Raw genomic sequence first — 14306 nt, 5'->3', positions numbered from 1 at the left:
ACCATGGCCTTGTGCCATAGGGGTGCTGTGCCGAATGAGGTTGGATCTTGGGGGATTAACTGGCTGCCGCGCAAGGCGGCAATCATTACTGGTACCCATTTAAGTGCGTGAAGGCTTCGAAATGGTAGCGCAATACCAAGTCGAAGCCTTCACGCATGGTGGGGCCGCCTGCGGCTAAGCGCTGGTTTTTTTGCTGCTCAGTTCCGGGTAGTGAATGGCAGCGGTTTGCGGGTGGGCGCGTAGCCAGCCCTTGAGAACGTTCGCACCGTAAGAGGCGAGCATTGCATTATGCGGATCATCCGATACGCCGCGGGCTACGGCCGCAAGCTCCGCCGGAAGCTGCACCTTGTCGACCACCGCGTCGAGGCGCGGGGAGTAGAAAAACGGCACAGAGTAGCGGTCGACGCCAGCTGGCGGGGCGACCACTCGGTGGATGGTGGCCATCAGATAGCCGTCGGTGGCCACTTCGAGCATCTCGCCGAGATTTACCACCAGCGCGCCCGGGGTCGGAGGCACCGAAATCCATTCCTCCTGGCCGTAGGGCTGCACCTGCAGTCCGCCAACCTGGTCCTGAAGCAGCAGGGTCACGAAGCCGTAGTCCGCATGCAGGCCCACGCCTTGGTTGCCGGCGTCGGGTACGACGTCGCCGGAAACATAGTGCACCAGCTTGCCCATCCATGACGGGGTGTCAGCGAATGGCTCGTCGAAGTGCTCTTCGGGCAGGCCCAGGCCCACTGCGATGGCCGAGAGCAGCTCGTGGCCGGTCTGGTTCATCAGCTCGGCCCACGCCAGGGCACGTTCCTCAAGCTGCGGGAAATCTGCCGGGAACTGGTTGGGGCCCTGCAGGTTCAAATAAGGCTTGTCGGCAGGGACCTCGGACAGGGTCTCGCGCTCCGGTCCGTAATCAATCTGCTCGCGGGCATCGGCTCGGCCACGGGTGATTTCGGTGCCCATGCGGGTGTAGCCGCGGAACTGGGCGCTGTTGCGGTTATCGAGCTTGATCTTCTCAGCGACGGGCTTCTTGAAGAACTCGGCAATCGTATCCAGCAGTTCCTGGTCTTGGTTCGCATGTGAGGCGTAGCCAACGATCTGGAAGAACCCTACGCGGTGCGCGGCATCGCGCAGTGCTGCGACGAAGGCTTCGTTGAAGCTTCCGTCGGCGTTGCGTGAGGTTGAGATGTCGAGGACTGGGATCTCGGTGACTACGTTGTTCATATCCCTAGACTGCACCCAAAAACTCAATTGTTACTAGCGTCCGTTACGCCGGGTTCCTCCAAGTTTCTCCCGTCGTAACAATCCTTGCTTTTTGCTTCATAGAGGCGCAAGCTACGCGCTGGCGAATCTTCCAAGGGGTTTTCGCCGGGTGTTCTCGGCACTGCCCGTCACCTGTTCACGCGCTAGGCGTCCGCGATGAATAATGCGCCCCAACGCCTGGGAATGTGTTTTTGCCGGTGGGGTTCCATATGCTTGGAAGGTGATCTTCCGAGCCGTTGGCGCTTCGCGCCCTTACCCAGAGCATCAATTAACTACCTCTCGGCAGTGGAGCGAAATTCCGCCGCAGCAGGTGAAGCTCGACGAACTGGTGACCACGAAAACTGTGCTCGATTTGGAGGCGCTGCTCTCGGAGGACTCGACCTTCTACGGAGATCTTTTCCCCCACGTGGTGCTCTGGCAGGGAACGCTGTATCTGGAGGATGGGCTGCATCGGGCGCTGCGCTCGGCCTTGCACCATCGATCGGTGCTGCACGCAAGGGTGTTGGATTTGGACGCCTAACGGGTAGGCTCGGATCAAGATAGCCTCAGGGCGCAGGCCGAAAGGTGCGCAGGGAAGGTAGGCCAATGACCGAGCCGAAGGATCGTCGTGATCCAAGCAGTTGGCATGGGCAGCATATCGTCAGCGAATCCGAGCTAGCCTTCCAATCGGATCTGCAGGCCAAGAAACGCCGCCGCACCCGGCAGAACGTGGTGTTCTCCGTGATGGCATCGCTCGTTGTGCTCGGCTTTGTGGCCGCGGTGCTGATTTTTACCGGGAACTGGCCGCTGGCCCAGGAGCCGGTGGAGGACGCGGTGGCCGATGCGCCGGTCGACATCGAAAATCCGGTATGCCCCGACGTTGAGTTCAAGGTGCAGGATCCGGCCTCGGTGCAGGTCAGGGTGCTGAATACCACCGGAAAACCGGGGCTGGCCGGGGCGACCGCCGAAACGCTCGAGGAGCGCGGCTTCACCATCACCTCGATCACCGAATCCGCGAGCGACTACGCCGACGAGGTGGGTGCGGTGATCGCCGGCCCCAAGGGGTATGCCCAGGCGCTGAGCGTTCAGCGCCAGTTGCCCGGGGCGGTGTTCGTCTTCGACAAGGAACGCCGTGACGCGCGCATCGACCTGGAGGTCGGGGCGAAGTTCGAGGGGCTGGAGAAGGAACGAAAGCTCAATGACGCCCCCGGAAAGCTGCACTGCGCCGAGTCGGAATAGCGGCGGCGAAGATCCCCGGGGGCTGTCAGTGCGCTCAGCCGGTGCGCGAAGCTAGTTCACCGCTCCGGCATGCGCCTGGGTCAGCGCATTGGTGAAGGCCTCGGCCGGTTGCGCCCCGGAGATCCCGTATTTGCCGTCGATCACGAAGAACGGCACTCCGCTGATGCCCAACTGGCGTGCCTGGGCGATGTCCGCGTTCACTTCCTCGGTGTAGGCCGTCGATCCGAGGGTCTCCCGCACCGCCGCCGCGTTGAGCCCCACCTCGGCCGCGAGCGCCGACAGAACCTGGCGGTCCCCGGTGTCCAGGCCGCGTTCGAAGTGCGCCGAAAGCAGCGTCTCCTTCAGCTCGCTGCCCTTGCCCTCGGTCTTTGCGTGTTCCAGCAGGCGCAGCGCGGTGAAGGAGTTCGCCGGGCGCAGCGCGTCGAAGTTGTAGTCCAGCCCTTCGCCGGCCGCCTGTTCGGTGACATGCGCCAGCATCCCCTTGACCTGCTCGGGATCCATGCCCTTGACCTCGGAGAGGTACTGCACCTCGTCGCCGTCATAGCGCTCCGGAAGGGTGGGGTCCAGCTGGTAGGCGTGCCAGAAGACGTCGACGTTCTCGGAGAATTCGAACTGTTCAACGCCCTTTTCGAAGCGGCGCTTGCCAATGAAGCACCAGGGGCAGGCGATATCGGACCAGATGTCCACACGGACTCGTTTTTCACTCATGAAAGCTTCAACAATTAGCCGCCGTGCAACATTCCCGCCGCGGCGATGGCAAGATGGAATAGGCAGAACCTATGCACCGTCAGGAGGATGATGGCCAAGTCGTTGAGCTATAAGGGCGTTATTTTTGCCGGCGGAATCACCATGATGGCGGGCTTCGTCGACGGGGTGGGGTTCTTGCACTTCTCCGGGTACTTCCTCTCCTTCATGTCCGGGAATTCCACCCGGTCCTCCGCGGCCCTGGCCACCGGGGACGCGAGCGGATGGTTGCTGGCCATGGGATTCGTGGCGAGTTTTGTCCTCGGAGTCATGCTCGCAACCCTGCTTTCCGCCCGGGCCAGACGCTACCGGCGGCCCCGGGTGATGTATCTATCCGCCACGTTGCTGCTGTGCGCGGCCGTACTGGGTGCGGCCGGAAATGTGCTGACCGCCTGCCTGCTGGCCGCCGCCATGGGCGCGGTCAACGTCAGCTACACGCGCTCCGGGGAGGTCTCGCTGGGACTGACCTATATGACCGGCACGCTGGTGAAACTCGGCCAGCACCTGGCCGGGGCGCTGTCCGGGGCCAACCGTGCGCTATGGGTGCCCTACGCGATCCTCTGGGCGATGATCACCCTCGGCTCGGTCTGCGGGGCCTTCGCCTATCTGCAGCTGGGATTGTCAGCCCTGTGGTTGGTGGCCGGAGGCATGCTGGCCTGGGCCAGCCTCGGGCTGTGGCGCGAACGCCGGATGGATAGCACCACCATTTAACCGCGATGCACCCGCGGACCGGAGCGGTCCGCGGGTGCATCATGTGGCGTTCTCCGAAACTTATTTGCTGGAAACCAGCCCGGCCTGCGGAGTGCGGACCAGGAACTTGTAAGCCACCGCGAGCAGCACCAGCCAGCCGGCGCCCGCGTAGAGCGCAATGCGGGTCTCGGCGCTCAGGGCCAGCAGCACAACCACGAAGGCCATGAATACCAGCGCGATCCAGGCGCTGGCGGTGCCCCCGGGAACCGCGAATTCGCGGTCCACCACGACGCCGGACTTTTCCTGGCGGCGCATCGCCAAATAGGAGGTGAGGATCATGATCCACACCCAGACGGTGGCGAAGGTCGCGATCGAGGCGATGATCATGAACAGCGATTCGGGCAGCAGGGCGTTGAGCAGCACGCCGACCAGCAGCACGATGGACATGGTCAGCACCGTCATCCACGGCACCCCGTGGCGTGAGATCTTCGCGAAGGAAGCCGGCGCGTGGCCCTCGCGGGACATCGCGAACATCATCCGCCCGGCGCCGAAGGTGTCCGCATTGATCGCCGACACCGCGGCGGTGATGACCACAGCGTTGAGCACGTGAGCGGCCGCCGGGAGGCCCAGCGCGTCGAAGATCTGCACAAACGGCGAGGCCGAACCGTCGATCTGGCGCCAGTCGAAGAGCATCATCACGATCGCCAGCGAAGCCACGTAGAACAGCAGAATGCGCCACGGCACGGTGTTGATCGCCGCGGGCACCGACTTGCCCGGATCCTCCGCTTCGCCGGCGGTGATGCCGATGGTTTCGATGCCGCCGAAGGCGAACATCACCACCGCGAAGGACAGCAGCAGGCCCATGAAGCCGTTGGGGAACAGCGTGCCGGCGCTCATCAGCGTGGCAAAGCCGGTGGCCGTTTCGGCGTCCGGGGCGCTGAAGCCGAAGAGGATCAGCGCCGCGCCGCCGACGATCATCGCGATGATTGCGGTGACCTTGATGACCGCCAGCCAGAATTCGGTTTCGCCGAAGACCTTGACCTTCATCAGGTTGATCGCGGCAATCAGCAGCACCACGGCCAGCACCCAGATCCACTGCGGCACCTGCGGGAACCAGAAGCGCATGTAGATGCCGAAGGCGGTGACGTCGGCGATCGCCACGATCGCCATCTCGAAGGTGAACGTCCACCCGGTGACGAACCCGGCGAAGCGGCCCAGGTAGCGCGAGGCGTAGTGGGCGAAGGATCCGGAGACCGGATGCTTGACGGCCATCTCGCCCATGGCGCGCATGACGATGAAAACCGCCGCGCCGCCGATCATGTAGGCGAAGAGCACGGCCGGGCCGGCTGCCTGGATGGCGGCGGAGGAGCCGTAGAACAATCCGGTGCCGATGGCCGAGCCGAGGGCCATGAAGCGGATGTGGCGGGCCGTGAGCCCGCGGGCGAGGGACGCCTTGATATCGGTCACGATGAAATACTCGGATCTACTTTGAGGTGCATGTGATCTGCGGCCGGAGACTTGAAGGTTCAAGCCAGCTGGTGCCTCAAGAATTTTACGTGGTGCATGATGCTGGACGGGGTTGTTTGTGGCCAAGCTCTATCGTGAGATAGCTCATCTGCGATGGGGAGACCACTGATTCCGCGATGTTCGGATGATTAAGCGGGAGCAGTTCAAAAATCGATCATTGACCGCCCCTTGTGTGCTGTGAATAAAGACGTTTTATCTGGTCAGCAACGTGTTGTGCCAAAGTTCAATAGATCCAGCTCAGGTATATTGAAGCGCGTATGTTGTGCGGAGCAATGGTAGACAGCGGATCGCATGAGTTCGGACTCCGGCAACCGGAGACAACCGCCGGCAGAAAGAACAAATGAAAAATACCGGACTACGACTAGCTGTCGCAGTAGCCCTTCTGTACTCGTTATTTGTGTCTTTTATGCTTACAAAGTCCATTGATGAGTCGACGCTGGCGGGCGCTAGCAGAATTCTCGTCTCGGGTACGGAGACTATGTCCGGCAACCAAGGACTATGCGAACTGGTCCAGGGATCCGCTGCAGAGTCCGGCTCAATCATCGTGCGTGAAAATCGTGACTTGCATGATGCATCGGTGCGTCACCTCTATCTGGCCAGTGGCAACAACGCCCAAAAAGAGGCGCAGTGGTTGGACACCGGTTTCCCGCAATTCAGCCAGAGCGTCAGCACTATCGTTCACGCAGCAACTGACCTTGATGGGATGGATCCGCGCGGAGAGTACTTCATCTTCGGCAATTCGGCCGCGCTGCGCATGGTTGAGCAAGACTTCACCGAGTTGGGTTATTCGGTAGAGACGTACAAGTCCGGCACCTCATTTCCGGCCCTTGCCGGCGAAATTTTCTTTGGCTTCTTAGGGCCGGCAACGATCGTTGCCTTATTGCTCGTGGCCTTATTGACCGGTTTTTCGGTTCTTTCACGGGCCAAGCACTACGCGATTTTACGGTTGCATGGCGGCACCATCAATACAGCCTTAAAACGAGATTCCCGGCAAGAGATAGTTGCCATCACGGTCATTCTTGCCTTGGGCTTCACGGCAGCATTGCTGGGGCTACTGCTATACAACGGATGGAACCAGCTGGGGAGATATCTGGAAACGGCGTTCAGCCTCGTGGGGCTCATGCTGCTGGTCATCACATGTTTGCATCTTGGGGCGCTACATTTGGCGTTCGACGTGAAAATTCTCGACGCGATCAAAGGAAAATTCGGGTTCAAGGTTGCGGTGCCAGCCACCTATATTCTACGAATCCCGAGCATCATCTTGGCGGTATCACTTATCGCCTCGGCATTCGCTGCCAGTAGCGCGGCCGCGCAAGCACAGAGAAACCAGGATTCTTTAGCCGACGTAGGCAACGTGGCAAAGATTGTCTTTGAGGGACTTTTTGCTCCGCAACAGATAGACAAATTAGCCTTCGACACTGGGATTTGGCTTAAAGAGCAAGACCGTCTGGGGCACACCATCATGGTGAGCACGCTGGCAGAACACTCGGCAGACACCACGCTTCAAGACGAGGTGCTGCTAGTCAACCGAGGCTATCTGCAACGCAACCGAGTCCTTGATGCGCAAGGGCAGCAAATAACCAGTGTCCCGGACGACGAAGTTGTCATTATGGTCCCCGAATACTCCAAGCGCTCGGCTGAAGAGGTGGAAAGTGCACTGCTGGAAAACTATGGGGGTAGCCAATTACCCACGATAAGTACTGTGACGCTGCGTGATGCTCAGAGACACTTCCTCTACGGCAGCGCGGCCGATCGCCCAAACAAGGAAAGTCATCTGAATAACGCTATCGTTGTCGGTATCGGTGCCAACTCCGGGTTCATCGCGGACGATGAATACATGGGGCAAGCCAGCAGAGGACTAGTCTTGATGGCGGATGCAGAACAAGCCCGAATCGATACACCCCCAGAATTCTTGGGAACGTGGATTTCTGCCTACCTCCCGATCGCTCAAATGGCCGCCGACGAATCCGCGACGCGCCAGGAAGGACTTCGCTTTCAGGCAGTATGCGCCGTCGTAGCACTGCTGGTGCTCCTCGCTACCGCAGTTGGAATGGCGCAGATTCATGTCCGGTCCAATGCGCAAACGATCTTGGTGCGATATCTGAACGGCTGGTCTTTCTGGTCCACCCACCGGTGGCTCATCAAAGGTGAAGCTGTTGTCTTAGCGCTAGCCGTCGGATGGGCGGCGGTGACAGGAATTTGGACTGCTGTTCGTGCGAAGTCCTTCGGCGAGGTGTCCCATGCAGCCAGTGATTTGGCCGTCGCCCAATGGCAGCCTGTAGTGGTTCTGGGTGTCGCCCTTATTAATCTGTTGCTGCTTTTTGCTGTGGTGCACGCTAAGACTCAACGCCTGATTCGTACCCATAGTGAGGAAACCGCATGAGCACTATCGAAGTTCACGGGGCCACGAAATCTTTCGGTTCCAAGACGCTATTTCGTAACCTGACTTTTAGCGTGCCGACCGGGCAGTTGATGGCGGTGATGGGGGCTTCTGGATCAGGGAAATCGACTCTTTTGAACTGTCTAGGCCTGCTTGAAAGACTAGATGGCGGAAGCCTCATTGTTGGTGGTGAGAAAATTTCGGCATTCTCCAGCCAAGAACAACGGCGCTTTCGGCGGGACTCATTGGGTTACATGTTCCAAAACTATGCGCTGATCGAAAGCTCAACGATTCAGGATAACCTCGAAGTTGCATTGGCACCTGCGGGAAAAGCGAAGATCCGAACGACCGATTTTGACGGAGCCCTGGAACATGTAGGTCTCGGCGGGCGGGGTAAAGAGATGGTCTATTCCCTTTCCGGTGGCGAACAACAGCGGGTGGCCTTAGCCAGACTGATCGTTAAACGCCCTGCGCTAGTCTTAGCTGATGAACCTACCGGCGCGTTGGACAGCACTAGTGAGTCCATGGTGATGAAGGAGCTTCGTAATATCGCAGCTGGGGGAGCCACCGTGTTAATCGCAACGCATTCGACGGCTGTGATGAACCATTGCGACACGGTTCTGGAATTGAGCTAGGTATACGCTGTCACCGGTTTGGGTCAGAATAGAGGCCGGACTCAGGGGCAGGCACCTGGGACGCGTTAATTATGTTGGCCCGCGGTGGGAGAATAACCCTATGGAACTTGGATTCATCAGACACGGTCAGACTCGCTGGAACCTCGAAGGGCGGTTGCAGGGCAGCAGCGATATCGCATTGAACGACACCGGGCGGGCGCAGGCGCGCGATGCAGTTGAGGTCCTTGGCGCCGCACGCTGGGACGTCATTGTTTCCTCCCCACTGAGCCGGGCCCGGGAAACGGCGCAGATTATTGCCGACGGGTTGGGGCTGGAGCTCGGTCCGGCCTACGATCTGCTGATCGAGCGGGACTACGGCGAGGGCGAAGGGGTGCTGGAGACCGAGGCGGCGGAGCGCTGGCCGGGCAAGCTGGGCGGGGGCATCGAAGCGCTGGAATCGGTGGTGGACCGCGGGCTGCGCGCGATCGAGCAGATCGCCGCGGACTACCCGGGGCAGAACGTCGCGGTGGTCTGCCACGGCACGATCATCCGCTACACGCTCTCGCATTTCGCCGGCTACAAATTGGATACCATCCGCAACGGCTCGGTGGCGATCCTCGCCCGCCGCGCCGCGGGCTGGGAGCTGGAACTGGTCAACGACCGGGTGCCGCAGCCTCCGGTCACCGCACCGTAGCTAGCCGCCCACGGTGCGCCGCACGCTGCGCGCAAGCGACGAGTCGGCCTGCCGGTTCTTGACCGTGGCCAACCAGGAACCCAGGCGCAGGTAGGCCGCGGAGCGCACCGGCGCGGCGGAGAGGAACACGTCGTGCAGCGCATCGGGCAGCCGCACCAGGTGCAGCTCGCGGCCCAGGTTGATGCTGCGCTGCGCGACCACCTGCACGTTCAGCGCCACATCTGAGCGGGTGGCCGCGTCACTCCAGCGCGGCAGCAGGTAGTCCCGGGCGCTGAGCATCACCAGCACCGGCTGGCGCAGCTCCAACCCCTTTTTCACCTTCGCCTGGGCGGCGAATACCGCGGAGATGAATCCGGTGCTGAGCGTGAATCCGTTGGCCGGACGCCATTGCAGGTCATAGTCCCATTCGCCCTCGAAGCGGTTTGAGACGGTGCGGGTGTAGAAGCCCGGGTCGATGGTTGGCAGGTTCCGGTGCGGATTGCGCCCGCTGGCCACCGCCAGGAGCTTCGCCAGGGCGGTGCGCCCCAACTCGGAGGCCTGGAATTCCAGCCAGGGGCTGTTCAGCGCCAGCGCGTCCACCTTTGCCGGGTGCGCCGCGGCATACAGGGCGGCGCTCAGCCCGCCGGTGGAATGGGCGAGCATCACGAAGCGGGTTCCCGGGTGGGCGCTGGAGATGATCCGGTGCGCCGCATCGAATTCCTCGAAGTAGTCTTCCAGGTCGGTGATGAACCCCGGGGTGCTGTCCGCGGTGAGGTTGCGCCCGTAGTTGCGCAGATCCAGCGCGTAGAAGTCGGCTCCCGCGGTGCTCAGGAACTGCGCCAGTTCGCGCTGGAAGAAGTAGTCGGACCAGCCGTGCACGTAGAGGATCGCCAGCCCGCGCAAGGGCGGGGCGAATTGCGGCCGCGCGGATTTCGGGCGGTGGCGGATCAGCGTCGCGGTTGACCCGTCGGACAGCGGGAGCGTGCGCCGGGCGAAGCCCTCGCCCAGGAGGTCCGCCTCCCAGCGGCCGGCGGCGGGGGAACGAAATTGGAAGGCCATGGAAACATCCTACGGGGCACGAAAAACGGCATCCCCCGGATGGGCTGGTTACCATCCGATGAATGCCGTTATTCGTGGCCGTATATTGGTAGTGCTCAGTCCGCTTGCGACGTGGGTCGCCTAGGTGCAGGAAACTTCTTGACGATCCACAGCAACAAGATGAACAACAATGCTGAGACTGCTGAAGCAACCACACAAGCCACCCAAGAGTAGAAAAATCCCGAGTAGCAAACAGTCATGACAACAAATCCGGTGGACCATGATGCGGCTTCTCGAAGAGGCTTGTTGCCTGGAAGTTTCGACTTGAGTACAGCTTCAATGATTCCGGCGACAATCGCAGTCGCAAGCAACGTGCCCATCGCCCAGTAAACGAACCAACCAGCAATATCTTGACGAACTTGTTCCATTCCAAAAATCAAAATTGAACTTCCGATGCCCGCCGAAAGCGGAAGCGAGATGAACACCAAGACTGCAAAGAGAACCAGTATCACCCAGAAAATCGCGATGGCCTTGTTCAAAGGTTTATCGTCGTCGGTAGTTTCAGCCACAAATTCTCCATACCATTTAAAACGTCTAACTTACCATCTGGCTGGTATCAACTAGATGATGATGTTCATGATGACCCACGCCGCGTCCTTCGCAAGGTCATATGGAATTCCAGCTGCTTGGAACGCGATGATCAACTCATTTTCGGATTTCAATTCCGCTTTGCGAACGAGAAGCGCCAGAGGTCGAGCGGTCAATGCCTAGCATGGCGTGGCAACTACGGGGCACGAAAAACGGCATCCCCCGGATGGGCTGGTTACCATCCGATGAATGCCGCAATTCGTGGCCGTACCGCTTCGCTTGTTGAGTTCAGGCGCGTGCAGCCGAGTTGGTGTCCTGGACTAGCCCGCTATCTCGTAGGCCGGAGCCGGGGTGTCCAGGTAGCGCAGGTAGGCGTTCTTGGTCAGGAAGGTCGGGAAGTCGTCGCGCAGCGCGCTGGCCTCGAAGATCTCCACCGCCTGCTCGAAGCGGTCCCCCTCGAAGCGCTCGATCCGCTCCATGGTTTCTTCGGCCAGATCCTGCACCCAGCGGCGGGTGATGATCTCGCCCTCGTCGGTGATGGCCGACTGGTGGATCCACTGCCACAGCTGGGAGCGGGAGATTTCCGCGGTGGCCGCATCCTCCATCAGGTTGCGCAGCGCCACCGCGCCGTTGCCGCGCAGCCAGGACTCGATGTAGCGGATGGCGATCTCGATGTTCTCGCGGATCCCGCGCTCGGTGATCCGGCCCTCCAGGCCTGCCACGTTCAGCAGCTCGCTTTCGGAAACTTCCACGTCCTCGCGGGTCCGGGAGATCTGGTTCGCGTTGGCGCCCAAAACCTCGTCGTACACCTCGCGGGCCACCGGCACCAGGTCCGGGTGGGCCACCCAGGAGCCGTCGAAGCCGTCGTTGGCCTCGCGGGACTTGTCCTCGGAGACCTTCGCGAAGGCGAGCTGGTTGATGGAGGCGTCCTTGCGGCTGGGCACGAAGGCGCTCATTCCGCCGATGGCGCTGGCGCCGCGGCGGTGGCAGGCACGGACCAGCTGCTCGGTGTAGGCGCGCATGAACGGGCTGGTCATGGTCACCAGGTCCCGGTCCGGGAAGACGAAGCGCGGGCCGCGGGAACGGAAGTTCTTGATGATCGAGAAGATGTAGTCCCAGCGTCCGGCGTTCAGCCCGGCCGAGTGCTCACGCAGCTCGTAGAGGATCTCCTCCATCTCGAAGGCCGCGGTGATGGTCTCGATGAGCACCGTGGCGCGGATGGTGCCGCGATCGATGCCCAGCAGCTGTTGGGCCAGCAGGAACACGTCGTTCCACAGCCGCGCCTCCAGGTGGTTCTCCAGCTTCGGCAGGTAGTAGTAGGCGCCGCGGCCCGAATCGATCAGCCGCTGGGCGTTGTGGAAGAAATGCAGGCCGAAGTCGACAAAGGCGCCGGCGATCGGCGTCCCGTCGATCAGCAGGTGCTTCTCCGGCAGGTGCAGCCCACGCGGGCGGACCACGATGGTTGGCAGCTGCGACAGCTCGTAGCTGTGCAGCTTGTAGTCCCGGCCGTCCGGGGCGGTGAAGTCGAGCTCGCCGTCCAGCACGCGCAGCAGGTTCACCTGGTTCTTGATCACGTTCTGCCAGGTCGGTGAGCAGGCGTCCTCCATGTCGGCCAGCCACACGTTCGCGCCGGAGTTCAACGCGTTGATCGCCATCTTGCGCTCGATCGGTCCGGTGATCTCCACCCGGCGGTCCTCCAGGCCCGGAGCGATCGGGGCCACCTGCCAGCTTGAATCTTCGCGGATGTGGCGGGTTTCCTCCAGGAACTTCGGGTCCTTGCCATTGGCGATGCGCGCCCGATTCAGCTGGCGGCGCTGCATCAGCTCGGCGCGGCGGCCTTCGAACGCCTGGTGCAGGGCGGCGATGAATTCAAGGGCCTGTGCGGTGAGGATCTGCTCCTGGTAGCGCACTGGGGTAGCGGTGATCTGGATCGGGTTCAGGGAGGTGGGGGTTGACATGATCTTTTCCTTAAAAGTTTGAGGGCGGTGGGGCCGGCGTCAATGCCGGCCCCACCGTCCGGACCGCTGGGGTCCGAGTTAGTGGAACTGGCCTTCTTCGGTGGAGCCGACCAGAGCGAGGGTGGAGGCATTGGGGTTCAATGCCGTGGCGATCGCGTCGAAGTAGCCGGTGCCTACTTCGCGCTGGTGCTTGGTTGCGGTGTAGCCGCGGGACTCGGAGGCGAATTCGCGCTCCTGCAGTTCGACGTAGGCGCTCATGCCTTCGCGGGCATAGCCCTCGGCGAGGTCGAACATCGAGTGGTTCAGCGCGTGGAAGCCGGCCAGCGTGATGAACTGGAAGCTGAAGCCCATCGCGCCGAGTTCGCGCTGGAACTTGGCGATCGTCGCGTCGTCCAGGTGCTTCTTCCAGTTGAAGGAAGGCGAGCAGTTGTAGGAGAGCATCTGATCCGGGAAGTCGGCCTTGACCGATTCGGCGAACTTGCGGGCCATTTCCAGGTCCGGGGTTCCGGTTTCCATCCAGATGAGGTCGGAGTACGGAGCGTAGGCCTTGGCGCGGGCGATGCATGGTTCGATGCCGTTGCGGACCTTATAGAAGCCCTCCGCGGTGCGCTCGCCGGTGATGAATTGCTGATCGCGTTCGTCGACATCCGAGGTGATCAGGGTTGCCGCCTCGGCGTCGGTGCGGGCGATGACCACCGAGGGAGTGCCGGCCACGTCGGCCGCCAGGCGGGCCGCATTCAGCGTGCGGACGTGCTGCTGGGTAGGGATCAGCACCTTGCCGCCGAGGTGGCCGCACTTCTTTTCCGAAGCCAGCTGGTCTTCCCAGTGGACTCCCGAGGCACCGGCGGTGATCATCGACTTCATCAGCTCGTAGGCGTTCAGCGGGCCGCCGAATCCTGCCTCGGCATCTGCGACGATCGGGACCATCCAGTCCTCGACGCTTTGGATGCCCTCGGAGAATTCGATCTCATCTGCACGGAGCAACGCGTTGTTGATGCGGCGTACGACCTGCGGAACCGAGTTGGCCGGGTAGAGCGACTGGTCCGGGTAGGTCTGGCCGGAAATGTTTGCATCCGCGGCGACCTGCCAACCGGAGAGGTAGATGGCCCGCAGGCCGGCCTTGACCTGCTGGACCGCCTGGTTGCCGGTCAACGCACCCAGTGCGTTGGTGTAGCCGCCGGTCGGGGTTTCTTCGGTCAGCTGCTTCCACAGCTTCTCGGAGCCACGCTTGGCCAGGGTGTGCTCTTCCTGAACCCGGCCCTGCAGTTTCACGACGTCGGCTGCGCTGTAGTCGCGGGTGGTCCCGCTCCAGCGTGGGTTGTTCGCCCAATCGTTTTCGATAGTTGCGATGCGGTTGTCGATCGAATTCTGCTCGGTCATTGTTCTGGCCCCTTCGCCCACATGTTGGTGTTCGCCCGAATCGGAGAGATGCGGTGAACTTCTTCGTGACACTTACTTTTCCGTAGATGCAAGGGGGCGAATAGGGGTATTCGAGGGAAAGATTCGCGGTTCTTCGAGAAAGCTGAAAAAAGTAGGTTTTTTCGCATGAATAAGTGAAAAATGGCAGAAATGGTTGATTTGGAGACTTCGTAATCTGAAGAAGTGTTTTTCTTGAGGAATGA

Annotated in this window: 13 protein-coding genes; 6 read left to right on the top strand and 7 right to left on the bottom strand. The window is 61.2% G+C overall.

Going from position 1 to position 14306, the window contains the following annotated elements; translation table 11 throughout:
• Positions 1–174: 174 nt before the first annotated feature.
• Complete coding sequence (locus tag CIK76_RS09045; protein ID WP_096285581.1) at positions 175–1215, bottom strand: 2-oxoglutarate and iron-dependent oxygenase domain-containing protein; 1041 nt, start codon at positions 1213–1215, stop codon at positions 175–177.
• 259 nt (positions 1216–1474) lie between these two features.
• Between CIK76_RS09045 and CIK76_RS09040 the strand changes: the two genes are divergently transcribed.
• Both CIK76_RS09040 and CIK76_RS09035 read left to right on the top strand, forming a co-directional pair.
• Entirely contained in the window at positions 1475–1774 is a 300-nt protein-coding gene (locus CIK76_RS09040) for a type II toxin-antitoxin system VapB family antitoxin (RefSeq protein ID WP_176484147.1), read from the top strand.
• Positions 1775–1839: 65 nt separating this feature from the next.
• Positions 1840–2472 (top strand): LytR C-terminal domain-containing protein, encoded by a 633-nt coding sequence (locus CIK76_RS09035; RefSeq protein ID WP_096285577.1) that lies wholly within the window; start codon positions 1840–1842, stop codon positions 2470–2472.
• Between the two features lie 51 nt (positions 2473–2523).
• On the opposite strand, the gene CIK76_RS09030 is transcribed toward CIK76_RS09035, so the two are convergent.
• Positions 2524–3180 (bottom strand): DsbA family oxidoreductase, encoded by a 657-nt coding sequence (locus CIK76_RS09030; protein ID WP_096285575.1) that lies wholly within the window; start codon positions 3178–3180, stop codon positions 2524–2526.
• Between the two features lie 87 nt (positions 3181–3267).
• Here CIK76_RS09030 and CIK76_RS09025 point away from each other — a divergent pair, with 87 nt between their 5' ends.
• Entirely contained in the window at positions 3268–3927 is a 660-nt protein-coding gene (locus tag CIK76_RS09025; protein WP_255248408.1) for a YoaK family protein, read from the top strand.
• Positions 3928–3987: 60 nt separating this feature from the next.
• Here CIK76_RS09025 and CIK76_RS09020 read toward each other — a convergent pair whose 3' ends face one another.
• The gene (locus tag CIK76_RS09020; protein ID WP_096286007.1) at positions 3988–5316 is read right to left on the bottom strand and encodes an amino acid permease; all 1329 of its coding nucleotides are present in this window, start codon (positions 5314–5316) and stop codon (positions 3988–3990) included.
• Between the two features lie 457 nt (positions 5317–5773).
• Here CIK76_RS09020 and CIK76_RS09015 point away from each other — a divergent pair, with 457 nt between their 5' ends.
• From CIK76_RS09015 to CIK76_RS09005, 3 genes are all read left to right on the top strand, one after another.
• Complete coding sequence (locus CIK76_RS09015; RefSeq protein WP_096285573.1) at positions 5774–7816, top strand: hypothetical protein; 2043 nt, start codon at positions 5774–5776, stop codon at positions 7814–7816.
• The gene (locus CIK76_RS09010) at positions 7813–8448 is read left to right on the top strand and encodes an ATP-binding cassette domain-containing protein (RefSeq protein WP_096285571.1); all 636 of its coding nucleotides are present in this window, start codon (positions 7813–7815) and stop codon (positions 8446–8448) included. The genes CIK76_RS09015 and CIK76_RS09010 overlap by 4 nt, the downstream gene beginning before the upstream one ends.
• A 100-nt stretch (positions 8449–8548) precedes the next feature.
• A complete protein-coding gene (locus tag CIK76_RS09005; protein ID WP_096285569.1) occupies positions 8549–9121 on the top strand; it encodes a histidine phosphatase family protein in 573 nt (190 codons plus the stop codon).
• On the opposite strand, the gene CIK76_RS09000 is transcribed toward CIK76_RS09005, so the two are convergent.
• From CIK76_RS09000 to aceA, 4 genes are all read right to left on the bottom strand, one after another.
• A complete protein-coding gene (locus tag CIK76_RS09000) occupies positions 9122–10159 on the bottom strand; it encodes an alpha/beta hydrolase (protein WP_096285567.1) in 1038 nt (345 codons plus the stop codon).
• Positions 10160–10254: 95 nt separating this feature from the next.
• Positions 10255–10707, bottom strand: a complete 453-nt coding sequence (locus CIK76_RS08995) for a hypothetical protein (RefSeq protein ID WP_096285565.1) — start codon at positions 10705–10707, stop codon at positions 10255–10257.
• A 339-nt stretch (positions 10708–11046) separates the two neighbouring features.
• A complete protein-coding gene (gene aceB / locus CIK76_RS08990) occupies positions 11047–12684 on the bottom strand; it encodes a malate synthase A (protein WP_096285563.1) in 1638 nt (545 codons plus the stop codon).
• Between the two features lie 78 nt (positions 12685–12762).
• On the bottom strand, positions 12763–14064 hold the full coding sequence (gene aceA, locus CIK76_RS08985) for an isocitrate lyase (protein ID WP_096285561.1): 1302 nt from the start codon (positions 14062–14064) through the stop codon (positions 12763–12765).
• Positions 14065–14306: the final 242 nt, after the last annotated feature.

It is taken from the genome of Glutamicibacter sp. BW80 (assembly GCF_002332385.1).
Taxonomy (GTDB): Bacteria; Actinomycetota; Actinomycetes; order Actinomycetales; family Micrococcaceae; genus Glutamicibacter.
This window is presented reverse-complemented; position numbering and strand designations above follow the sequence as displayed.